26 protein-coding genes are annotated in these 21,078 nt (G+C 73.5%); 4 read left to right on the top strand and 22 right to left on the bottom strand.

Annotated elements, in window-relative coordinates; translation table 11 throughout:
• Positions 1 to 143: 143 nt before the first annotated feature.
• From ACO06A_RS11650 to ACO06A_RS11545, 22 genes are all read right to left on the bottom strand, one after another.
• Positions 144 to 659 (bottom strand): flagellar basal body-associated FliL family protein, encoded by a 516-nt coding sequence (locus ACO06A_RS11650; protein WP_421732363.1) that lies wholly within the window; start codon positions 657 to 659, stop codon positions 144 to 146.
• Between the two features lie 4 nt (positions 660 to 663).
• Positions 664 to 1,596 carry an OmpA/MotB family protein gene (locus ACO06A_RS11645; protein WP_421732362.1) on the bottom strand — a complete coding sequence of 311 codons (933 nt, stop codon included), beginning with the start codon at positions 1,594 to 1,596 and terminating at the stop codon, positions 664 to 666.
• Positions 1,593 to 2,387 (bottom strand): motility protein A, encoded by a 795-nt coding sequence (locus ACO06A_RS11640; protein ID WP_421732361.1) that lies wholly within the window; start codon positions 2,385 to 2,387, stop codon positions 1,593 to 1,595. Before ACO06A_RS11640 ends, ACO06A_RS11645 begins: the two co-directional genes overlap by 4 nt.
• The gene (locus tag ACO06A_RS11635) at positions 2,387 to 2,698 is read right to left on the bottom strand and encodes a flagellar FlbD family protein (RefSeq protein WP_421732359.1); all 312 of its coding nucleotides are present in this window, start codon (positions 2,696 to 2,698) and stop codon (positions 2,387 to 2,389) included. The genes ACO06A_RS11640 and ACO06A_RS11635 overlap by 1 nt, the downstream gene beginning before the upstream one ends.
• Before the next feature lie 145 nt (positions 2,699 to 2,843).
• Entirely contained in the window at positions 2,844 to 3,431 is a 588-nt protein-coding gene (locus ACO06A_RS11630; protein WP_421732358.1) for a M15 family metallopeptidase, read from the bottom strand.
• Between the two features lie 27 nt (positions 3,432 to 3,458).
• Complete coding sequence (locus ACO06A_RS11625) at positions 3,459 to 4,637, bottom strand: flagellar hook protein FlgE (protein WP_421732357.1); 1,179 nt, start codon at positions 4,635 to 4,637, stop codon at positions 3,459 to 3,461.
• Between the two features lie 20 nt (positions 4,638 to 4,657).
• The gene (locus ACO06A_RS11620) at positions 4,658 to 5,104 is read right to left on the bottom strand and encodes a flagellar hook assembly protein FlgD (protein ID WP_421732356.1); all 447 of its coding nucleotides are present in this window, start codon (positions 5,102 to 5,104) and stop codon (positions 4,658 to 4,660) included.
• 37 nt (positions 5,105 to 5,141) lie between these two features.
• Positions 5,142 to 6,332, bottom strand: coding sequence for a flagellar hook-length control protein FliK (locus ACO06A_RS11615; protein ID WP_421732355.1), 1,191 nt, complete (start codon positions 6,330 to 6,332; stop codon positions 5,142 to 5,144).
• Positions 6,329 to 6,967, bottom strand: a complete 639-nt coding sequence (locus tag ACO06A_RS11610; protein WP_421732354.1) for a C40 family peptidase — start codon at positions 6,965 to 6,967, stop codon at positions 6,329 to 6,331. The genes ACO06A_RS11615 and ACO06A_RS11610 overlap by 4 nt, the downstream gene beginning before the upstream one ends.
• Complete coding sequence (fliJ, locus tag ACO06A_RS11605; RefSeq protein WP_421732353.1) at positions 6,964 to 7,398, bottom strand: flagellar export protein FliJ; 435 nt, start codon at positions 7,396 to 7,398, stop codon at positions 6,964 to 6,966. The genes ACO06A_RS11610 and fliJ overlap by 4 nt, the downstream gene beginning before the upstream one ends.
• The gene (locus ACO06A_RS11600; RefSeq protein WP_421732352.1) at positions 7,395 to 8,732 is read right to left on the bottom strand and encodes a FliI/YscN family ATPase; all 1,338 of its coding nucleotides are present in this window, start codon (positions 8,730 to 8,732) and stop codon (positions 7,395 to 7,397) included. The genes fliJ and ACO06A_RS11600 overlap by 4 nt, the downstream gene beginning before the upstream one ends.
• Positions 8,729 to 9,391, bottom strand: coding sequence for a FliH/SctL family protein (locus tag ACO06A_RS11595; RefSeq protein WP_421732350.1), 663 nt, complete (start codon positions 9,389 to 9,391; stop codon positions 8,729 to 8,731). The genes ACO06A_RS11600 and ACO06A_RS11595 overlap by 4 nt, the downstream gene beginning before the upstream one ends.
• The gene (fliG, locus tag ACO06A_RS11590; RefSeq protein ID WP_421732349.1) at positions 9,384 to 10,385 is read right to left on the bottom strand and encodes a flagellar motor switch protein FliG; all 1,002 of its coding nucleotides are present in this window, start codon (positions 10,383 to 10,385) and stop codon (positions 9,384 to 9,386) included. The genes ACO06A_RS11595 and fliG overlap by 8 nt, the downstream gene beginning before the upstream one ends.
• Entirely contained in the window at positions 10,382 to 11,992 is a 1,611-nt protein-coding gene (gene fliF / locus ACO06A_RS11585; protein WP_421732348.1) for a flagellar basal-body MS-ring/collar protein FliF, read from the bottom strand. Before fliF ends, fliG begins: the two co-directional genes overlap by 4 nt.
• Positions 11,992 to 12,300, bottom strand: a complete 309-nt coding sequence (gene fliE, locus ACO06A_RS11580) for a flagellar hook-basal body complex protein FliE (protein WP_421732346.1) — start codon at positions 12,298 to 12,300, stop codon at positions 11,992 to 11,994. The genes fliF and fliE overlap by 1 nt, the downstream gene beginning before the upstream one ends.
• A gap of 2 nt (positions 12,301 to 12,302) precedes the next feature.
• A complete protein-coding gene (flgC, locus tag ACO06A_RS11575; RefSeq protein WP_421732345.1) occupies positions 12,303 to 12,695 on the bottom strand; it encodes a flagellar basal body rod protein FlgC in 393 nt (130 codons plus the stop codon).
• Complete coding sequence (gene flgB, locus ACO06A_RS11570) at positions 12,695 to 13,036, bottom strand: flagellar basal body rod protein FlgB (RefSeq protein WP_421732344.1); 342 nt, start codon at positions 13,034 to 13,036, stop codon at positions 12,695 to 12,697. Before flgB ends, flgC begins: the two co-directional genes overlap by 1 nt.
• 160 nt (positions 13,037 to 13,196) lie before the next feature.
• Positions 13,197 to 13,559: a hypothetical protein gene (locus ACO06A_RS11565; RefSeq protein ID WP_421732343.1), complete on the bottom strand. Its 363-nt coding sequence runs from the start codon at positions 13,557 to 13,559 to the stop codon at positions 13,197 to 13,199.
• Position 13,560: 1 nt separating this feature from the next.
• Positions 13,561 to 14,010: a flagellar export chaperone FliS gene (gene fliS, locus ACO06A_RS11560; RefSeq protein WP_421732342.1), complete on the bottom strand. Its 450-nt coding sequence runs from the start codon at positions 14,008 to 14,010 to the stop codon at positions 13,561 to 13,563.
• A gap of 34 nt (positions 14,011 to 14,044) precedes the next feature.
• Positions 14,045 to 15,403, bottom strand: a complete 1,359-nt coding sequence (fliD, locus tag ACO06A_RS11555; RefSeq protein ID WP_421732341.1) for a flagellar filament capping protein FliD — start codon at positions 15,401 to 15,403, stop codon at positions 14,045 to 14,047.
• Positions 15,404 to 15,530: 127 nt separating this feature from the next.
• The gene (locus tag ACO06A_RS11550) at positions 15,531 to 16,355 is read right to left on the bottom strand and encodes a flagellin (protein ID WP_421732340.1); all 825 of its coding nucleotides are present in this window, start codon (positions 16,353 to 16,355) and stop codon (positions 15,531 to 15,533) included.
• 109 nt (positions 16,356 to 16,464) lie between these two features.
• Positions 16,465 to 17,322, bottom strand: a complete 858-nt coding sequence (locus tag ACO06A_RS11545; RefSeq protein WP_421732339.1) for a sigma-70 family RNA polymerase sigma factor — start codon at positions 17,320 to 17,322, stop codon at positions 16,465 to 16,467.
• A 411-nt stretch (positions 17,323 to 17,733) separates the two neighbouring features.
• Between ACO06A_RS11545 and flgN the strand changes: the two genes are divergently transcribed.
• The 4 genes from flgN to ACO06A_RS11525 are packed head-to-tail and all read left to right on the top strand — an operon-like array spanning position 17,734 to position 21,011.
• Positions 17,734 to 18,213, top strand: coding sequence for a flagellar export chaperone FlgN (gene flgN, locus ACO06A_RS11540; protein ID WP_421732338.1), 480 nt, complete (start codon positions 17,734 to 17,736; stop codon positions 18,211 to 18,213).
• A gap of 7 nt (positions 18,214 to 18,220) precedes the next feature.
• Positions 18,221 to 19,678, top strand: a complete 1,458-nt coding sequence (gene flgK, locus ACO06A_RS11535; protein WP_421732337.1) for a flagellar hook-associated protein FlgK — start codon at positions 18,221 to 18,223, stop codon at positions 19,676 to 19,678.
• A 17-nt stretch (positions 19,679 to 19,695) separates the two neighbouring features.
• Complete coding sequence (gene flgL, locus ACO06A_RS11530) at positions 19,696 to 20,568, top strand: flagellar hook-associated protein FlgL (RefSeq protein WP_421732335.1); 873 nt, start codon at positions 19,696 to 19,698, stop codon at positions 20,566 to 20,568.
• Positions 20,565 to 21,011, top strand: coding sequence for a flagellar assembly protein FliW (locus ACO06A_RS11525; RefSeq protein ID WP_421732334.1), 447 nt, complete (start codon positions 20,565 to 20,567; stop codon positions 21,009 to 21,011). The genes flgL and ACO06A_RS11525 overlap by 4 nt, the downstream gene beginning before the upstream one ends.
• Positions 21,012 to 21,078: the final 67 nt, after the last annotated feature.

Below are 21,078 nucleotides of genomic sequence, written 5' to 3'. Positions count from 1 at the left end.
GGCGGGCGCGCACGGCTTGTGAGCGGTTGGCGCTGGATCTTCTCCGCACCGACCCGTCCTGGGTCGGGATGTCCTGCTCTGCGGAGCGGTGTGGCGCCCTCCATGGCGCCCCGAGCTGTGCGGGCGGCGGCCCGCGGCCGTGCCTACTGCGTGACGTAGTTCGTCAGGTAGACATCCATCACCTCGCCCTCGTAGGCCTCGGAGAGCTGGTGCGCCAGCTCGGCGGTCAGGGCGTCGCGCGTGGCCGGGTCGGAGACCTCGGCGACGGTGCGGCCCGAGAACAGAGCGATGGCCAGGTCGAGCGCGCGCGCGGTGTCGGGAGCCTCCTCGCCGGCCTCCTGCGTGAGCTGGAGCGCGAGGCCGAGCCGCAGGTAGTGGCCCTCGGTGAGGTTGAGGCTCACCGGCTCGACCGTGAGGACGGCCCCGGGCACCGGCGCGGGCTCGGCGGCGGGCTCGCCGCCACCCTTGCCGAGCAGCAGGTATGCCGCGGCACCGCCGGCCAGCAGGACCACGACGCCGGCGATCAGGAGGAGCTTCTTCCTCGACTTCTTCGCAGGCTTCTCGGCCTCGACCGCGGGGGTCGAGGAGATCGAGCCGCCGCCGATCTTGTTGGTGCCGCCGATCTTGGGTCCGGAGACCACTCTCTGCTCGATGGGCATGGCGCTATCCCTTCGCGGTCAGGGCGGGGAGGAGTGCGCGCACCTGCTCGGGTGCGGCGGACAGGACGACGAGGTCGACCCGGCGGTTCTGCATGAGGGCCTCGGGCGACGAGTCCGCGACGAGCGGTCGCGTGTCACCGAAGCCGATCGCCATGATCCGTCCGCCGGGCATGCCGTCGCTCTCCACCAGGCGCCGCAGCACCTGCGTGGCGCGGTCGGCCGACAGCTCCCAGTTGGTGGCGTACCGGCCGGACACGGGGATGACGTTGGCGTGGCCCTCCACGGAGATCTGCTCCCCGATACCCACGAGCGACGGCGCCGCCACGTCCAGCACCCGGCGTGCGGTGTCGGTCATCTCGGCGCTGGCGGCGGCGAAGAACACGTCGTCGGCCACCAGGCCGAGCACCAGGCCGCGTTCGTCGATCCGGAACCGGACCGTGCCGTCGAGCCCGTTGGCGGCCAGGTTGGCAGCGATCAGCGCCTGGAGCTCCTGGAGGTGGGCGGCCTCCCGCTCGGCGGCCGCGAGCACCTCCGGGTCCACCGTGGCGGTCGCCGTCGTGGTCTGCTGCGGCTGCGGCACGGGCTCCGAGCCCTGCATCCCGAGGCCGTTGTCTGCGCTGACCATCCCCGCGGTGCCGGCGGCGGGGCTGGTGTCCGGGACGATGCTCGTGCCGTCCATCGTCCCCGCGCTGCCGTCGAGCACCGACGGGGACGTGGTGGTGTCCTGGAAGCCCGCCGCGAGGCTGTCCCGGAGGGCGACGTACTTGTCCTGGTCCACCTGGCTGATCGCGAACAGGACGATGAACAGGGCCATGAGCACCGTGATCATGTCCGAGTAGCTGATCAGCCAGCGCTCGTGGTTGACGTGCTCCTCGTCGTGGCCGCCCCCGCGCGGAGCCCGTCCGCGCCGGGCGCCGTGCGCGGCGGAGGCGCTCATGCGGCTGCCTTGGCGGTCTTGGCCGTCTTCCCCGGCTTGGCCGGGGCGTCGTCGGGCAGCAGGCTGCGCAGCCGCTCGCCGACCAGTCGCGGGTTGGCGCCCGCCTGCACGGCGAGCAGGCCCTCGAGCGTGACCTCCATCTGGGCGCACTCCAGGTCGGAGATCCGGCGGATGCGCGCACCGAGCGGGAGCCAGACGACGTTCGCGGACAGGATGCCCCAGAGCGTGGCGACGAACGCGGCGGCGATCGAGTGCCCCAGCTCGGCCGGCTTCGACAGGTTCTCCAGCACGTGCACCAGCGAGATGACCGTGCCGATGATCCCGATGGTCGGCGCGTAGCCGCCCATGTCCACGAAGTACTTGGAGTGCACCCGGTCCCGGGTGCGCTTGGTCGCGATCTTGTCCTCGAGGATGGTGCGCAGGTCGTCGGGGTCCGTGCCGTCGATCGCCGCCTGGAGGCCGCCGCGCAGGAACGGGTCGTCGATCGTGCGGGTCGCGTCCTCGAGCGCCAGGAGGCCCTCGCGCCGGGCGCGGTCGGCCAGCTCGACCACGGTGTCCACCGTGGCGGCCGGGTCCGGCGCCTTGCTGCGCAGCGCGCGGGGCACCGCAGCGAACGACCCGACCACGTCCTTGATGGTGTGGCCGGCGATGCCGACACCGACGGTCCCCACCCAGACGAGCAGCAGGGGGGCGGGCAGGAAGATCGACATCGGGTCGGCGCCCTCGAGGAACAGTGCCCCGAAGATGGCGACGAACGCGATCCCGATGCCGATCAGGCCGGCGGGATCCATCAGCGGCTCCTCGGTCGGAAGGGGACGGGTGGCGCGAACTCGTCGGCGTCGGGGTCGTCGGAGCCGTCGGACTCGTCGGACTCGGCCGGCAGGTCGGGTACCAGCTCCATGCGGGGCTGGACCTGGATCTCGTGGGCGCGGGCGAGGATCTGTGCGCGCTGCTCCTGGATGCGGTCGATGACCTCGGCCATCGACTCGGCGACGATGTACTTGGTGCCGTCGATGAGGGTGAGGATCGTGTCCGGCGCGCTGTCGATGCGCTGGATGAGGTCGGGGTTGACCCCGAACTGCCCTCCTGCAAGGCGCGTCACGACAATCACGGCGATACCCGTCCCTGGTCACCTGCTCCTGCAGGGGCGGATGCCCCTGCTCGGTCCCGTCCGTGGGCCCGCATGACCCTCCGATCGGCCGGGACGGCGCGAGTCTGAGGAGTCCTCCCCGACGGTTGTCGGGCAGCTACGGGGTGTAGGCCCAGTGCCACGGCTCGCGCGGGGTGTCCTCGACGAAGCCGTGCTCCGCCCCGTGCGCGCGCATCCACGCCTGCGCGGCCGAGCCGAGCTCGAGGTCGACCGCCATCCCCCACCCGTGGTCGCTGGTGCCCGGTGCCGCCGCGAGCCCGCCCTGGCTGTACAGGCCCTTGCGCTGCGCGACGTCCACCTGCCCCTCGTACGAGCGGTAGGAGTCGGTGATGCCGACGGTCACCCCGTCGGCCGCCGCGGCGGAGATCAGGCCGGTGAGCGCCTGGGCGGCGGGCGCCCAGAGCCGGTGGCCCGTGGTGCCGACCTCCTGCAGCGCCGACGCGGGGATCTTCCCGTTGCCGTACGCGGCGAGCTCGGCGGGCACACCGTCGCCGTTGAGGCGAGCCGCCGACGCGGGCGCGGGCGGAGTCGCGCGGGCGACCTCGGCCGCCAGCGCGTCGGCGAACGGGGTGCCCGTCGTCGCGCCGACGGTGGTGGTCGCCCGGACCACCACCGGCGGCGCCACGAGCGCCTGGATCTGGGACATGCGCTGCGCGATCCCCGCGATACCCGTGATCCCCTGCATGAACCTGGTCCTCCTCCGGACGAGTCGTCAGCGCTTGAGGTTGACCAGCTCCTGGAGCACCTCGTCGGACGTCGTGATGACCCGCGAGTTCGCCTGGAACCCGCGCTGCGCGATGATCAGCGAGGTGAACTCGGCGGACAGGTCGACGTTCGACATCTCGAGCGACCCACCGGCCAGCGACCCGCGGCTGCCCGTGCCGGCGGCGCCGATCTGCGGGTCCCCGGAGTTCACCGACGTGCGGAACAGCGAGCCGCCGGCCTTCTCCAGGCCCGACGGGTTGGTGAACGAGCCGAGGGCCAGGCGCCCGATCGTCTGCTTGAGGCCGTTGCTGAACGAGCCGGTGATGGTGCCGTCGGCGCCGAGCGCGAAGCTCTGGAGCGTGCCGGCGGCCTGGCCGTCCTGGGTCTTGGCCTTGGCGGTGTCCAGGCCGGCGAAGCCGGAGAGGGCCGAGATGTCGACCGTGACGCCGCCGACCGTGAGGGTGGTCGGGGCCGCGAGGGAGCCGTCGGCGGCGAAGGTGAGCGGACCCGGGGCGGCCGTCGCGGTGCCGTCGGTGGCGGACAGCGACCAGCCGGTGGCGGCCTTGGTGAACGTGAGTGCCAGCTCGCGCTCGTTGCCGATGGCGTCGAACACGGCCACCGTGCGCTCCAGGACGGTGCCGACCGCGGCGTCCGCGTCGAGGTTGCCCTCGTAGGTGGCGGACGTCGTCGCGACCGCGGGCATGATCGCGCCGGCGGGCACGCGCAGGTCGGACAGCGGGCCGTTCGTGTCCACGACGCCGTTGACCGCGGCCCAGCCCTGCACCAGGGCGCCCTCGCCCGGCAGCACCATCTGGCCCGTCGCGTCGAAGTCGAACGAGCCCGCCCGCGTGTAGTACGACTCGGCGCCCTTGCGCACGACGAAGAAGCCGTCGCCCTGGATCATCATGTCGGTGCTGCGCCCGGTGATCTGCGACGCACCCTGCGTGAAGTTCGTGGTGATGCCCGCGACGCGCACGCCGAGGCCCACCTGCGCCGGGTTGGTCCCGCCGGTGCCCGCCTGAGCGCCGCCCGCGTTCTGCACGACCTGGCTCAGGGTGTCCTGGAACTGGGTCTGCGACGACTTGAAGCCGGTGGTGTTGACGTTGGCGATGTTGTTGCCGGTGACGTCGAGCATGGTCTGGTGGCTGCGGAGGCCGCTGATGCCGGAGAAGAGTGAGCGGAGCATGGTGGTTCCCTTCGGGTGGGTCAGGCGGTGGGGACAGCGGCGGGCTTGGTGACGGACGAGACGGCGTCGAGCGCGACGGTCTGGTCGCCCACCGTCACGGTGGGCACGGAACCGGCGTAGGAGACGCCGGAGACCGTGCCGGTGTGACCGCCGCCGTCGGCGTCGGCCCAGGTGACCTGCTGCCCCACCAGGGAGGCGGCAGCCATGCGCATCTGGAGCGCGAAGGACTCGCGCGAGGTGTCGGAGAGCTGCACGAGCTTCTCCATGGTGGTGAGCTGCGTGGTCTGCGCCATGAGCTGCGAGGAGTCCATGGGGCTGCTCGGGTCCTGGTTGCGCAGCTGCGCCACCAGCAGGTCGAGGAACGCCTGCTTGTCCAGCTCGCCGTTGGCGGCGGTGCCGGCGGCTGTGCCGGTGCTGGTGCTGGTCGCGGCGCGGGCCGCGCCGAACGACGAGACGTCGATGGTCATGCTGCCTCCGGGGGCTCTGGGGACGGTCGGGTGGGTCTCAGGCGAGGAGGTCGAGTCCTCGGGACGGTGGTCGGTCGGGCGCGACGGCCGCGTGGGTGCCGGGTTCCTTCGTCGGCACCCGGGCCTGCTGCCAGGGCACGGCGCCGCGCTGGTCGGGCTCGCGCCCGTCGGGCCGGCCGCCGTCCGGTCCCACGTCGACCGTGAGCCCGCTCGCCGCCAGGTCCCGGCGCAGCTCGGACAGGGCACCGCGCAGCGCCTCGCGGGACGCCTCGGTGGCGCCCACCAGCTCGACGCGGACCGACTCCGGCCCGATGTGGGCGACGATCCGCACCGGTCCGAGGTTCTCCGGGTCCACCGGGACCGTGAGGATGTGCCGGCCGTGGCTGAGCCCGCCGGGGCCGGTGAGGGCCGTGAGCCGCGCACCGAGCTGCTCGGCGAGGGGCGGCGGTGCGGGCTGGGCGGTCGGGGTCGGGAGGGCGGGCGCCGTCGGGGTCGTCGGGGTGACGGGCGTCGCGACGGGGGCCACGACGCCGGCGACAGCCGGAGTCGGAGTCGGGCTCGCCGCGACGGTCTGGTCGGTGACGAGCACCGGGGCCGCCGTGCCGGCCGGGGTCGGCGTCAGGGCGACCTGGTCGTCGGACGCCGGCGCCGGCACGTGCGCCGCGGTGGGCGCGGGACGGTCGATGCCGGCGGCCGGCCGGTCGGTGCCGGTCACGGCCGGGTCGGCCGGGACCGCGGGCGAGGTGGTGGCCGTGGCGGCGGGAGCGGCCACCGGGACCGCGAGCGCCGCGGACGACCCTGGCTGCTCGGCGGCGGGCGCCGTGCCGGTGGCGGCCACCGGCTGTGCGGGGGTTGTCGTCACCGCTCGGTCGGCCGGAGCGGCGGCGACGGTCTGGGCGGCCAGCAGCGCCGTGAGGGCGGCGGCGGCGGGATCCGTCGTGGTCACGACCGTCACGACGGCGGCGTCGGTCGCGGGCTCGGACGCGGGCGTCTCGGCGGTGGCGGCCGCACCGTCCGCGCCCGCTTCCGTGCTCGTGCTCGTGCTCGTGCTCGACGAGTCGGTGCCCGGGGCCGTGGCGTCGGCACGGTCGGTCGACCGGGTGAGCGGGGCCTCGGCGCGCGCGGCGGCCTGCTCGAGCACCTGGGCGAAGTCGTGCTGGGGCGCGGTCGCGCCGACGCGGGCGGGTCGCGGAGCGGCCGGCGGCAGGGCCGTCAGGACGGCGGTCATGCGGCTGCCCCCGCGCTGGCGTTCAGGCCGACGAGCGCCTCGAGCGCGGCGCGCTGCGCGGCGGCGACCGTCGCACCGACGTCCGTCGTGGTGGCCGCTGCGGCTCCGGCCTGGGGCAGGATGCGGCGGATCGCCGTCGGCTCGGTGTAGACGTCGCGGACGATCACCGCCTTGCCGGGCTTGGGGGCGTCGATCATCTTGCCGTCTCCCACGTAGATCCCGATGTGGCTGCCGCCGCCGAAGACGACGAGGTCCCCGGGCAGCGCCTGGTCGAGCGACGGGACCGCCGTCCCCAGGGTCATCTGCTGGCGGGCCACCCGCGGCACGTCCGTGACGCCGAGGTCGGCCAGCGCGCGCTGCACCAGCCCGGAGCAGTCGAGGCCGCCCTCGTCGAGCGACTCCCCGCCCCACACGTACGGCACCCCGAGGTACGCCGTGGCAGCGGCCACCAGGTCCTGGCCGGTGGGCGAGCCGGGGGTCGGCGTGCTCGTCCGCGGCGCGCTGGCGGCCGTCAGGGCGGCGTCGAAGGAGACGCCCGCCGTCGGCTTCACGGCCGAGACCGTGATCGCAGGCTTCTCGACCAGCTGGCGCAGCTCCCCGATCCTGGCCTGCACGGCCGCGATCCCGGCGCTCATGCGTCCGACCCCCGGTCCTGCGCGGCACGCCGGCCGGCGACCTCGTCGAGCACCTTCTGCTCCGCGCGCGCCTCCTCGGCACGCTCGGCATCGTCGTGCCGCTCCTCGAGGCGCTCGAGCGCCCGCACCCGCTGACGGGCGTCCGTCCAGGTCTGTGCGCGGTCGTCGGTCGCGGCCTCGGCGTGCACCACCTCGGTGCGCCGCTCCACCAGCAGGGCCCCGAGCGCGGCCCGACCGGCCACGGCCGCGTGCCAGGCGAGGCGGTCACCCACGGCGGGCATGGTCGACCCGGACAGGCGCTCGGCGGTCTCCCGGGCGCGGCGCTCGGCCGACGCCTGCTCGCGTCGGGCCAGGGCCAGCTCGGACGCCGCCTGGTCCTCGGCGAGCGCGCGCAGGCGCAGCAGCCCGGCGAGCGGGAACGCGCGGGTCACGACAGGTCCCCGAGCGCGTGCACCAGCGCGGACAGGTGCGCCCACGACTGCTCGGCGGGCGCGGACTCGTCCATGCCCTGGCGCAGGAACGCGTCGATGGCCCGGCCGTGCGTGACGGCCGCGTCGACGAGCGGGTTGGAGCCCGCCACGTAGGCGCCGACGTCGAGCAGGTCCTGGGCCTGGCGGCGGGCGGCCATCACGGCACGCAGCCGGCGGGCGAGCAGCTGACGCTCGGTCGAGGTGACCCGGGACGCGACCCGGCTGATCGAGGCGAGCGCGTCGACGCTCGGGAAGTGGCCGGCGACGGCCAGGCGGCGATCCAGGACCACGTGCCCGTCGAGGATCGAGCGGGCCGCGTCGGCGATCGGCTCGTTGTGGTCGTCCCCGTCCACCAGCACCGTGTAGAGGCCCGTGACCGATCCGGTCGCGCCGGTGCCCGCGCGCTCCAGCAGCTGGGCCAGCAGGGCGAACGTGCTCGGCGGGTAGCCGCGGGTGGCGGGCGGCTCGCCGACCGACAGGCCGATCTCGCGCTGCGCCATGGCGACGCGGGTGAGCGAGTCCATCATCAGCACGGCGTGCGCGCCGCCGTCGCGCAGGTGCTCCGCGATGCGCGTGGCGACGAACGCCGACCGGAGCCGCACGAGCGGCGGCTCGTCGGAGGTCGCGACGACGACGACGCTGCGGGCCAGCCCCTCGGGGCCGAGGTCGTCCTCGAGGAACTCGCGCACCTCGCGGCCGCGCTCCCCCACCAGCGCGATCACGGACACCTCGGCGTCCGTGCCGCGCGCGATCATCGACAGCAGGCTGGACTTGCCGACGCCGGACCCGGCGAACAGCCCGAGCCTCTGGCCGCGACCCACGGTGACCAGGGTGTCGAGCACGCGGACGCCGAGGTCGAGCGGGACGTCGACGCGCGCACGGTCCAGCGGGTGCGGGGCGCTGCCGTCCACGGGCACCCACGCGTCCGCGCGCAGCGGGCCGCGCCCGTCGATCGGACGCCCGAGGCCGTCGAGCACCCGGCCCAGCAGCCCGGCCCCCACGGGGACGCGCAGCGCGGTGCCCAGCGGACGGACCGGCATGCCGGCGCGCAGCCCGCGGGTGGCGCCCAGGGGCATGCACCGCACGGTGCTCCCGGTGGCGGCGACGACCTCGGCGAGCACGCCCGCCGACGACTCCTCGACCGCGCCGCCGTCGATCCGCACCAGCTCGCCCACGGCGGCTCCCGTGCCGGCGACGTCGATCGAGAGGCCCACGACTGCCCGCACGGTGCCGACGACCTCGGGAGCGACGGCGTCGAGCGCGTCGTCCCAGCGGCTGCGCAGCGCGGTCGTCATGCGAGGTCCTTCACCAGCGCGGCGGCCGCACGGTCCAGCGCCGCGCCGATGCGTGCGTCGAGGTACCCGTCGGCGTGCCGGGCGACCGCGTCGCCGGGCGCCAGCGTGGCGTCGGCCACGAGCTCCACGCCGTCGGGCAGTGCCTCGGTGCCGGCGGCGCGCAGGGCGTCGAGATCGCGCGGGTGCAGGTGCACGGTCACGGTCTCGGGGGCGATCGAGCGGCGCAGCACCCGGGCCAGCGCAGCGGTCGCGGAGCGCTCCGCGTCGTCCAGCTCGACGCCGAGCACCGCCCGGGCGAGCTCCAGGGCACCGGCGTGCAGGAGCGCCTCGGCCTCCGCCAACACGGGGGCCGTGCGAGCCTGGGCCGCCGCGGTGGCGGCCGCCAGCACGTCGAGCGCGTGGGCCAGCGCGGCCGACGCGTCCGCGTCGGCGGCGGCGCGGGAGGCAGCGACCCGCGCTGCCTCCACCGCGGCGGACGCCGCGGCCTCACGCGCCCCGGCGGCGAACCCGGCGGCGAACCCCGCCGCGCGGGAGGACTCGCGGACCGCGACGTCCACCCGGGGCACGTCGAGGACGGCGGGGCGGAACGCGGTGGCGACCTGCGCGCGCGCCGGGGCGGCGGGCGCGCCGAGGGGCACGAAGGACAGCTGCTCACGCAACGTACTCATCCTCCCCGTCGCGTCGGATCACGATCTGCCCGCTCTCCTCGAGCCGGCGGATCACCTGGACGATCCCGGCACGGGCGTCCTCCACCTGCGACAGACGCACCGGGCCGAGCAGGTCGATCTCCTCGACGAGGTTCTCCCGAGCACGCTCGGACAGGTTGCGCAGCACGGTGTCGCGCACCTCGTCCGAGACGCCCTTGAGCGCCACGGAGAGCTCGGGCGTCTCCACCTGCCGCAGGACCAGCTGCATCGCGCGGTCCTCGAGCAGGACGATGTCGCCGAACACGAACATCCGGCTGCGGACCTCCTCGGCCAGCGCCTCGTCGCGGCTGGACAGCCCTTCGAGGATCAGCTTCTCCGTGGTGGGGTCGGCGCGGTTGATGATCTCGACCAGCGGCTGCACCCCCCCGACGGGGGCCAGCTCGCGCGGCGCCAGCACGGTCGAGGCCTTGCGCTGGAGCGACTCGGCGATCACGGTGACCACGTCGGGAGACGCCCGCTCCATCAGCGCGATCCGGTGCGCGACCTCGCCCTGGAGGTCCCGCTCGAGCCCAGCGAGGATCGCGGAGGCGTGCTCGGGCCGCAGGTGGGCAAGCACGAGCGCGATCGCCTGGGGGTGCTCGCCGGACAGCAGCGAGATCACCTGCCGGGCGTCGGCCTGCTGGAGGAACTCGAACGGCTGCCCGGCCATGCTGGTCTGGAGCCGCTCCATCATCCCGGCGGCCTGCTCGACACCCAGGGAGGCCTCCAGCAGGTGCTGCGCCAGCACGAGCCCACCGCCGACGCCCGGTCCGATGACCGACGCCGCGTAGAACTCCTCGAGCACCTCGTCGGCCATCGACTGGTCGACCCGGTCCAGCCGGAGGATCTCCGCGGTCAGCTCCTCGATCTCCGCGACGTCCAGCTGCGCCATCACGCGCGCCGCGCGGTCCCGGCCCAGCTGGACCAGGAGCATCGCCGCCTTCTGCGACCCCGTCAGCGTGCTCACCGGCCACGTCCCGTCGACGAGCCGGAGCCCACGAGCCAGCCCCGCAGCAGGTCGGCGACCTCTTCGGGCTGGTCGTCGGCGAGCGCACCGATCTCGGCGCGCTTGACCGCCACCGGGTCAGGGGCGAGCTGGCGGGGTGCCGGCGGGAGCGCCGGCAGGTCGTCGGCGGACACGCCCTCGATCCCGAGCGGGTCGTGCGGGCCACGGCCGAGCGGGATCTCGCCCAGGTCGATCGCCGTCCGGCGGGACTTGCCGGACCGTCGGGCCAGCGCGATGACCACGATGATGACCAGCAGCAGGGCGGCCCCCGCGATCGCGGCCTGGCGGATGAAGGACGTGCTGGCGGCGGCCTTCGCGTCGGCGTCCGCCGCGGCGAACGCCTCCTGCGCCGTCTCCGCCTGCGAGGTGTCGAACGCCATGCTCTGCACCGCGATCGTGTCGCCGCGCTCGGTGTCGATGCCCGCGGCGGCCGCGAGCATCTGCGAGAGGTCCGCCATGTCGATCCCCGCGACGGCCTCGGTGTCCACCGCGACGGCGACCGACTGACGCTCGACGGCGCCCGGCGCGGCCGTGGTCACCTCGGTGCTCTTGTTCACCGCGTTGGTGACGTCCTCGGTGGTCGACGTGTAGGTGCCCGTCCCGGACGCGCCCTCCGGCACCGCGATGTTGTCGGGGCCGAGGACGCCGGTGGCCGTCCCCCCGGAGCCGGTGTAGTCCTCCTTCGTGGTGGACGACGCCAGCGGCGGCGTCCCCTCGCTGGCGGAGAACTGCTCCAGGGTCCGCTGGGTCTCGTCGTAGTCGAGCTCGGCGGTCACCGTGACGGCCGAGTGGCCCGCACCGACCACCTGGTCGAGCAGCGACTGGACCGCGCTGCGCACCCGCTCCTCGTACTCGTTGGTCTGCCGGCCCGCGAGCCCGCCGCCCGTGGCGCCCGTGCCGACGGCGGAGAGCACCTGACCGGTGGAGTCGACGACGGCGACGTCGGTGGGCTCCATCCCCTCGATGCCCGCAGACACCAGGTGGACGATCGACTGCACCTGGTCGGCGCCGAGCGTGGCACCGGCACGGGTCCGCACGAACACCGACGCCGTCGGGTCCGCCTTCTCGGAGACGAACACCGAGTCCTCGGGCATGGCCAGGCGCACGGTCGCCGCGTCGACGCCGTCGATCGCGCTGATCGTCTTGGCCAGCTCGCCCTCGAGCGCGCGCTGGTAGGTCTTCTGCTGCTGGAACTCCGAGGACGTCATCGGCATCTCGTCGAGCAGCGAGTACCCGCCGCCGTCGGAGTTGGTGGGCAGGCCGGCCGCGGCGAGCTTGATGCGCTGGTTGTAGAGCTGGTCGGCCGGCACCATCACCGTGGAGCCGCCGTCGGTCAGCTGGTAGGCGACGCCCGCGGACTCGAGCTCGTCGACGACCGCGCTGGCGTCCGCGCCCGACAGGCTGGTGAACAAGGGGCTCATGGTCGGCTTGGACAGCCAGCTGCTCAGCGCCACGGCCCCGAGCACGAGCACCGCGACGCCGATGATCGCGAGGGTGCGCTGGGCGAGCGAGAACTCCTTGGCGGCCGCCGTCATCCGGTTCATGGCCGCCTGCATCTGCGCGGGCATCAGGCCTGCATCCGCATGATCTCGGAGAACGCCTCGACGGCCTTGTTGCGGACCGCGGCGGTGAGCTCGATCGCCGTGGACGCCTCGGCGGCGGCGATCGTGTAGTCGTGGATGTCGTCGAGGTCACCGGTCACGGCCTGCACCGCGAGGTTGTTGGACGTGGACTGGAGCCCCTGGAGCTGGTCGATCGAGCCGAGCACCGAGGCGAACCCGGCACCCGACGCGGGGTCGGCGGCCGTGGTCGCGGCGGTCGGGCCGACGAAGGACGTAGGACTGACCGCGGAGACCGCGGTGATGGGGAGGCTCATGCTCATCGTCCGATCTGGAGGGCGGCTGCGTAGGTCTCCTTGGCGCGGTCCACCACGGCGGCGTTCGCCTGGTAGCCGCGCTGGGCCATGATCAGCTGGGTCATCTGGCTCGACATGTCGATGTCGGGGTAGCGCACGTAGCCCTGCTCGTCGGCCAGCGGGTGACCGGGCTCGTAGACGAGCCGGCCCTCCGCGGAGCCCTCGACGGTGCCGGCCACCTGCACGCCGCCCCCGCCCTGGATCTCCTGGGCGACCACGTACTTCTGCCGGAACGCGTCCTCGTCGGTACCGCGGACCGTGCTGACGTTCGCCAGGTTGTCGCTGACGGCGTCGAGCCACTTGCGGTGCACGGTGAGGCCGGTGCTCGCGATCCCGATGGCCCCGAAGATCGTCATCAGCTGGTCCGCATCGCGGCGCGCACCGAGGCGAACTGCCCGGAGATCGCCTGGGTCGCCAGCTGGTAGCGCAGGTTGGTGTCGACGTTGAGCAGCGTCTCGGTGTCGAGGTTGACGTTGTTGCCGTCCTCGCGCGTCGGCTCCAGCGACCGGGCCACCTGCGCGGTGACCGCGCCGCTGCCGTGCCGGACCGCCTGCGACAGCTCGTCCTCGAACGAGACCCGCTGCGCCTGGTAGCCCGGCGTCTGGATGTTCGCGACGTTGTTCGCGATGACGCGCTGGCGCAGGGCGAGACCGTCGAGCGCGCTGTTCAGCGCGACGGAGCTCACGGAGTCGAACATGCCCATGACGGGACCCACCCTCACCGACGAGGAACGAGGTCGGCCGATCCGTGGCCTGCTGTGCGAGCGATCCGTGCTCACTGTCCCCATCGGCCGGAGCACCCGGGTGTGGAGGACTTCGTGCGACCCGATCGGGCTTCACCCGTTCGGAGGTGGGTCTCTACGCCTCGGCGTCGACGTAGACCGCGGCGGCGTCCGCCGGGCGGCCCTGGAGGGCGCGCGTCGCGGCGATCTGCCGGCGGCTGCGCGTGATGGCCTCGGCGGTGCGCCGGGCGGTGTCGAGCTGGCGGTCCAGGAGTGCCTGCGCGCGGACGTGCAGGGTGGCGGGCAGCGGACCGAGGTCGCTGCGGGGGTGCCACGCGGCGGCGCGGGCGACCTCACCGACGCTGGCGAGGTGGGCGTCGCGGAGCACGGCCTCGGCACCCGCGAGGTCCAGCTCCAGCTCGTCGAGGGCCTCCGACCAGGCGGCGACCCACAGGTCGGCCACCGCGCCGGCGGGCGCGCCCGACGTCACGGTGGCCATGTCAGCCGACGCCGAGGAGCCTGGCGCCCATCACGGCGTCGGTCGTCGCCACTGGGACGGTCAGGGCGGCCGGTGCGGCAGCCCGCGTCAGCTCGTCCGCGGCCGCGTGCCAGGCGTCGGCCAGCGGGAGCACGAGGTCCCGGCACGTGCGCGCCCGGTCCGCGTCGCCGTGGGCGCTGGCACCGATGAGCTCGGCCAGGAGGTACCGGTAGATCGCCATGAGCTGCTCGCCGCCCTCCCAGCCGTCCGGCTGGAGGCTGACCATGAGCTCGGCGACGATCTCCTGCGCGTGCTGGAGGTGCGTTCTGGCCTCCACCCGCTCGCCGGTCTGGAGCGCCTCGACGCCGCGGTCGACGTCGAGCAGCATGCGGTCGTACAGCATGGTGAGCAGGCGGGCGGGGCCGACGGTCTCGACCGCGGAGGTCACGTACCGGGAGCGGACGCTGTGCATGAGAGGTGCCCTTCGATCGGTCGGACGGGTCGGGTCAGCTGGAGGACGACAGTGAGGCGAGCTGGCTGGACAGCCACGACGACTGCGACTGCAGGCCCGAGAGAGTGACCTCGAGGGCGGAGTAGGTCTTCTGGAGGGAGTCGCGGCGTAGGGCGAGCCGGGTGTCCCAGCTCTCGATCTGCTTGCCGAGGTCGGTGACCAACGACTGCTGACCGGTGATCTTGCGCGTGAGGGAACCGTCGTACTTGTCGCTGGTGCTCGTGGCCACGTCCGCGACGCGCTGCGCGAGCCCGGCGATCACCTTCTGCACCTTCTCGGGGTCCGCCGCGAGCGCGGTGGCGAACTTGGCGCTGTCGAAGGCGAAGGTGCCGTCCCGGGCGACCGTGATGCCGACCTCGGACGGCGAGATCCCGTCGACCCCGTAGGAGGCGGCGGACGACAGCTGCTGCTGGAGCCCGCGCACAGCGCTGTCGCCGGAGAACAGGCCCCCGGTGACCACGGTGCGCCCGTCGGCATCGGTCGTCGTCGTCGTCGCGCTGCGCGACGACATCTCCGACAGCACGACCCCGAGCGAGCCGACGAGGCCGGAGGCGAGAGCGGTGAGCGCGGCGGTGTCACGCGCGACCGTGAGGGTCACCGGGTCGGTCTCGACCTTGGAGACCGTGATGCTGGTGCCGGTCAGCACGTCGGAGAACGTGTTCGTCGCGGAGGTCGCCTGCTTCGCCGCACCGCTGCCGGGCCAGAGCGTGATCTTCGCGTCCTGCGCGGCGCGGACGGGCGTCAGGACCTTCGCGGTGACGGTCCCCGCCTCGGCCGCGGCCTTGGTGCCGGCGAAGATCTCGAACCCTGAGGTCGAGCCGGTGGACGTGCCGGACAGCTGGAACCGGGTGGAGCCGTCGACGGTCACGGCGACCGCCGAGACGCCCGCGGCCGACGAGGAGATGGCGCGAGCCGTCGCGGCGGCGTCGGCGCCGACGGCCACCTCCGTGTAGGTGCCGTCCGACTTCTTGATCGTCAGGGTGGACGCGCCGCCGGTGAAGTCGGCCAGCGTGGCGAACCCGGCCGTGAGTGACACCTGGCTCTGCGCGACGGCGTCGACGGTGAAGCTCAGCGACGTCGCCTGGGCGCCGGTCGTGGTGGTCGCGGTGACGGACGAGGCCGACGCGGTGGCGGCGGTGGCGTTCCAGGACGTGGCCTTCGCGGCCTTCGTCGCGGCGTCGCCGAGCGAGGAGACCTTGGCGTTCAGGGCCTGCAGCGCGGTGACGAGCGTGGTGGTGGAGGACTGCTTCGTCTTGAGCAGCGTCTGCGGCATGGCCTCGGCCGACATCAGGCTGTTGATGAGCGAGGTCGTGTCGAGACCGCTCACCAGGCCGTCGATGCCGAGGGATGCCATGAGCCGTCCGTCCAAGAGGGTCGTGAGGGTGCCGGGGAGAAGCACCGGTGGCGGGCGGCTGTGGGCCTGCCCGCCACCGGTACGTGGAGCCCTGGGCCGCGGGGGTCACCCGCGGCCCAGGTCAGGATCACCGCAGGAGCGAGAGCACGCCCTGGGGGATCTGGTTGGCCTGCGCGAGCATCGCCGTGCCGGCCTGCGACAGGATCTGCGCGCGGGTGAACGAGACCATCTCCTGCGCCATGTCGGTGTCGCGGATCCGGCTCTCCGACGCGGAGAGGTTCTCCACCGCGACGTTGACGTTCTTGATGGTGTGCTCGAGGCGGTTCTGCATGGCACCGAGTCCGGCGCGGGTGGTCGAGATCGCCTTGATGGCCGTGTCGACGGCGCCGATCGAGGTCTGGGCGGTGCCGTTGTCCGTGACCTTGAGCGCGGCGATGCCGGCCACCGTCGTCTTGACGTCGTCGAGCGTCACGGTGATCTTGCTGTTGGCGTCGCCGTCTGCGCCGACCTGGAAGTCGAGGCTGGCCTTGGTGCCGTCAAGCAGCTTCGTGCCGTTGAAGTTCGTCGAGTCCGAGATGCGCGTGAGCTCGGTGCCGAGGCTGGAGATCTCGGTCTCGATGTTCGTGCGTGCCTCGGCGCTGTTGGAGTCGTTGGCACCCTGCACGGCGAGGTCACGCACGCGCTGCAGGATGGAGTGGACCTCGGTCAGGGCGCCCTCAGCGGTCTGCACGACCGAGATGCCGTCCTGAGCGTTGCGGGCGGCGACCTTCAGGCCACCGACCTGCGAGCGCAGGCCCTCGGAGATCGCCAGGCCGGCCGCGTCGTCCGCTGCGCGGTTGATGCGGAAACCGGACGAGAGCTTCTCCAGCGACTTGCTGAGGTCGTTCTGCGTGTTGGACAGGTTGCGGTACGAGTTGGTGGCCGCAATGTTCTGGTTGATCGAGAGACCCATCGTGATCTTCCTCCTTGAATCGGGTCCGAACAGCCCATCCGTGGGCTTGACCTGTCCATCGGCTGCCCCGCGCCGGTCTGAGGAGTTCTGACCGACGAGTTTTTCTGGCTCAGGCCGAGACGGCCGGTATGGCCGCGGTGCGCTGCGTCGGCACCACGCCAGGCACGGCGGACGGCGTGCTCGCCAGTGCTGCCCGTGCGGCGACGGAGGCGAAGTACATCTGCCGGCGACGCTCGGCCACGCCGTCCGGGCGCTCGCCCGCGGGCACGAGGTCGGGCTCGAGGTTGGCGTTCAGCCCGTCGCGCAGCAGGCTCAGGGCCTCGGTGCGCAGCTGGCTGATGCGGGACTGTGTGACGCCCAGCTCGTCGGCCAGCTCGGCCACGGAGCGGTCCTGCAGGAAGATGCCCTCGACCACGACGCGCAGCCGCTCGGGCAGCGTGTGCACCGCGGCGCGCAGCCAGTGCAGGCGCTCCGCGGTGAGCAGGGCCTCCTCCGGGTTGGGCGAGTCGTCGCGGACCATGTCCGTGACGGCGGGGTCGGCGGCGTCGATGCTCAGCACGCGACGGGCGGTCTCCTGCGCGGCACGGTCGACCGCGGCGACGTCCGTGCCCATGGCGCCGGCCAGCTCGGTCCGGCTCGGGGCGCGCCCCAGGGCGGCGGTCAGCCGCTCGGAGGTGGCGGCCAGCTCGCGGACCCGCTGCCGGGCTCCGCGCGACGCCCAGTCCATGGACCGCAGCTCGTCGAGCAGCGCGCCGCGGATCCGCAGCGAGGCGTACCGGGCGAACGGCACCCCCGTGGTCGGGTCGTAGGCGCGGGCCGCCAGCACCAGCGCGAGGCTGCCGGCCGAGGCGAGCTCGTCGCGCGACACGCTCGGCGGGACGCGGTGCAGGAGCTCGCTCACGGCGTACCCGATGAGGGGCAGGTTCGCGAGGACGAGGTCGTCGACGGAGGCGGCGGAGTTGGTCACCCGCAGTCGCTCGGTAGCCCGGGGCGACGTCTTTAGGGGACCACCGGCACCAACATATGAGCGCGCTGTGAGCCCGCTGAAACGATTTTCGTGGTTCTCCCGCGTGATCATGCGGGCTAACGGGGAGGGGTGCTACCACCCGGTTGCACGCAGTGTGACGTAGATCACAGTCATGGGAGCGTGGCCACACCTCTGACACGGAAAGTAGGACGATCGTCCAGTTCGGAAGCGCTTCGACCGTGCCTGTGTCATGGGCGTCGAGCCGTGGTGTCATGGGCGCCACGCACATATCCGGGCACACGTCGCAGAACTCGTCGACCCGGAACAGTCACGATGCGGGGGTGACCACCCGATAGGTGGCTGCAGAAGCACCGTGGCCTGTCCGCCCGGGAAGAGAGGAGGTGGAGCTCGATGGCACTCACCCGGCTGTCCGACGTGCTCTGGCGCGAGCGCACCCTGTTGGAGCTGCTCCTGTTCAAGCTGGAGGAGGAGCAGATGATCCTCACCAGCGGCCGCAGCCGCTGGCTCGGCCACGCCACCCGTGAGGTCGAGACCGTCCTGGACGAGATCCGCTCGGCCGAGCTCGGCCGGGCCGCGGAGGCCGACGCCGTCGCCGCCATGCTCGGCCTCGCGCCCGGCTCCAGCCTCGCCGAGCTCGCGGACCACGCCCCCGCACCGTGGGACGAGCTCCTGCGCGCGCACCGCGACGCCTTCGCGTCGCTCACCACCGAGATCTCCATGCTCGCCGACGGCAACCGCGAGCTGCTCGCCATGTCCCACCGCGCCACCCAGGAGACGCTCCTGTCCTTGCAGGAGGTGCACACGTACGACGGCTCCGGTCACGCCGCCGGCGCAGCACCCACCGCCCAGCTCGTCGACCGATCGCTCTAGGGGCACCGTGAGCACCTTCTCCGGTCTCGGCACCGCGCTCAGCTCGCTCATCGCGCAGCGGCAGGCTCTCGACGTCGCTGGGCAGAACATCGCCAACGCCAACACCGTCGGGTACACCCGGCAGCGGGCGACGCTCGCGGCACTGCCCGCCGCGACCGTCCCGTCCATGTTCTCCACGTCGGACGGCACCGGCGAGGGGACGCGCGTCTCGGGCATCGACCGGCTCGCCGACGTGTTCCTCGACGCCCGCCTGCGCACGCAGACGTCGGGCGCCTCCTACCTGTCCGCCCGGGCCGAGGCCTACGCCGCGCTGGAGACCAGCGTCGGCGAGCCGGCGACCACCGGCCTGTCCAGCCAGCTGTCCACGTTCTGGGGTGCCTGGCACGACGTCGCCAACACCCCCGACAAGGGGTCGGCCAAGGCCGTGCTGCTCGAGGACGCCCGCGCGGTCGTCGACCGGATCGGCACCCTCTACTCCGCGGCGCGGACGCAGTGGACGCAGGCCCGCTCGTCCACGGTCGCCCTGGTGGACCAGGTGAACACCACCGCGGCCAGCGTCGCCGACCTCAACGGCCGGATCCTGTCCATCACCAACAGCGGTGGCACGGCGCACGAGCTCGCCGACCAGCGCGACCAGCTGGTCACCTCGCTGTCCTCGCTCGCCGGCGCCGCCATCTCCGTGCGCCCGGACGGACAGGTCGACGTGCTCGTCGGCGGCAACGCCCTCGTCTCGGGGAACCGCGCGCAGGCGCTGGCCGTGCAGGGTGCCACCAGCTTCGCGCAGGCCACCGGAGACAGCACCGCGGTCCCGCCGGTCGACGGCCAGGCCGTCACGGTGGTGTGGGCCGCGCACCCCACGCGCTCCGCCGGGCTCGACGGCGGCCGCGTCGCCGGACTGCTCTCGACCCTCGCGCCCACGGACGGCGCCGGCACCGGCGGCATCCTCACCGAGGCCGCGGCGCGGTACGACGCCCTCGCGACGACCATCGCCACGCAGGTCAACGCGCTGCACTCGGGCGCGGTGACGTCGGGGACGGGCACGCCCGGAGGGGACTTCTTCACGTTCGCGGCGGGACGCCCGCCCGCGCTCGGGCTCACCGTGGCCGTCACGGACCCTTCCGGCGTGGCGGTCGCCGCACCAGGCGGCGGCGCCCTCGACGGCTCGGTGGGCGACAAGATCGCGCAGCTGGCCACGGCGGCCGGCGGCCCCGACTCGACGTGGAGCACGACCGTCGTCGAGCTCGGCGTGCGCACCGCCTCGGCGGGCTCACGTGCGAAGGTGGCGGAGTCCGCCCGCGCGACCGCCGCCGCGCAACAGCTTGCCCAGGCGAGCGTCGACACCGACGAGGAGACCGTGAACATGCTCGCGTACCAGCGCGCGTACGAGGGTGCGGCACGCGTGCTCACCGCGATCGACCAGATGCTCGACACCCTCATCAACCGCACCGGCCTCGTGGGGAGGTAGTCGCAGTGATCTCTCGTGTGACCCATCAGACGGTCCAGCGTCAGACGCTGGCCAACCTCCAGGGCAACCTGTCGGCCATGGCCGGGCTCCAGGCGCAGATGTCCAGCGGCAAGAAGATCACCCTGCCGTCCGACGACCCGGCGGGCGCCTCCGACATGCTCCGGCTGCGCGGCGACCAGCGGGCCGTCACGCAGCACGCCCGCAACGCCTCGGACGGCGACTCCTGGCTGACCACCGTGGACTCCGCGCTGGGCTCGTCGCTCGCCGCCCTGCGCCGCGCCCGGGACCTCACGCTCCAGGGCGGCAACGGTGCGCTCGGCGCGACGTCGCGCGAGGCCCTGGCCGCCGAGATCGAGGGAGTGCGCGACACCCTGCTCGGCCAGGCCAACGCGACCTACGTGGGCCGCACCGTGTTCGCCGGCACGTCCGACGCGGGCCAGGCCTTCGGCCCCGGCTACGCGTTCTCGGGCAGCCCCACCGCCCTGCCCGTCGAGCGCAGGGTCAGCCCGAACACCACCGTCCGCGTGGACTCCGACGGAGCCGCCGTGTTCGGCACCGGCAGCGGCTCGGTGTTCGCGCTGCTGGACACGGTCGCCGCCACGCTGCGGTCCGGCGGTGACCCGACCGCCCACCTCGCCGCCATCGACTCACGCATGGAGGCGATGCTCACGGAGGTCTCCTCGGTGGGTGCGCGGCACGCCCAGGTCATCGCCGCGACCAGCGCACTCCAGGATCAGGAGCTCACGGTGAAGACGCAGCTCTCCGGCATCGAGGACATCGACCTGGCCGAGGTGATCCTCGAGCTCCAGATGCAGGAGGTCGCCTACCAGGGCGCCCTCGGTGCGGCCGGCAAGGTCCTGCAGCCCTCGCTCCTGGACTTCCTGCGATGAGCACACCCACCGCCGAGGCCACCGTGCGCGTGGCGGGCGCCGACGCCGGCTCGGTCGACGTCCCCGCGCTCCTCGAGCTCTCCACACCTCTGCTCGGGCTGCCGGGCCACGTGCGGTACTCCCTCGAGGCGCTCGACGAGGCCGGCGTGCTGTTCGCGCTGCGCAGCGTCCCCGCCGACGAGTCCGACGCACCCGTGCGCCTCTTCGTCGTCAGCCCCGCGGCCCACTTCCCCGACTACACGCCCGTCATCGACGCGGGCGCGCTCGCGTGGGACGCGGACGCCGAGCACACCGCCGTGCTCGCGGTGGTCCACCCCGGGCAGGGCGCGCAGGACGGTCCGACCGTCAACCTGCTCGCCCCGATCGTCATCGACACCCGCACGGGTCGCGCCGCCCAGGTAGTGCTGGACGGGGACTGGCCCCTGCGGGCACCCGTCGGCTGAGCGGTCTCTCCCCGACGCCTCAGGTCCTGGCCCGTCCGGCCGATGGATGGGTCGACGAGACATCACC

Origin of the sequence: Cellulomonas sp. (assembly GCF_965229465.1) — a bacterium.
In the GTDB taxonomy this organism is placed as follows: Bacteria; Actinomycetota; Actinomycetes; order Actinomycetales; family Cellulomonadaceae; genus Cellulomonas.
Note: the sequence above shows the minus strand (reverse complement) of the source record. Positions and strands in the feature narration are given on the sequence as shown.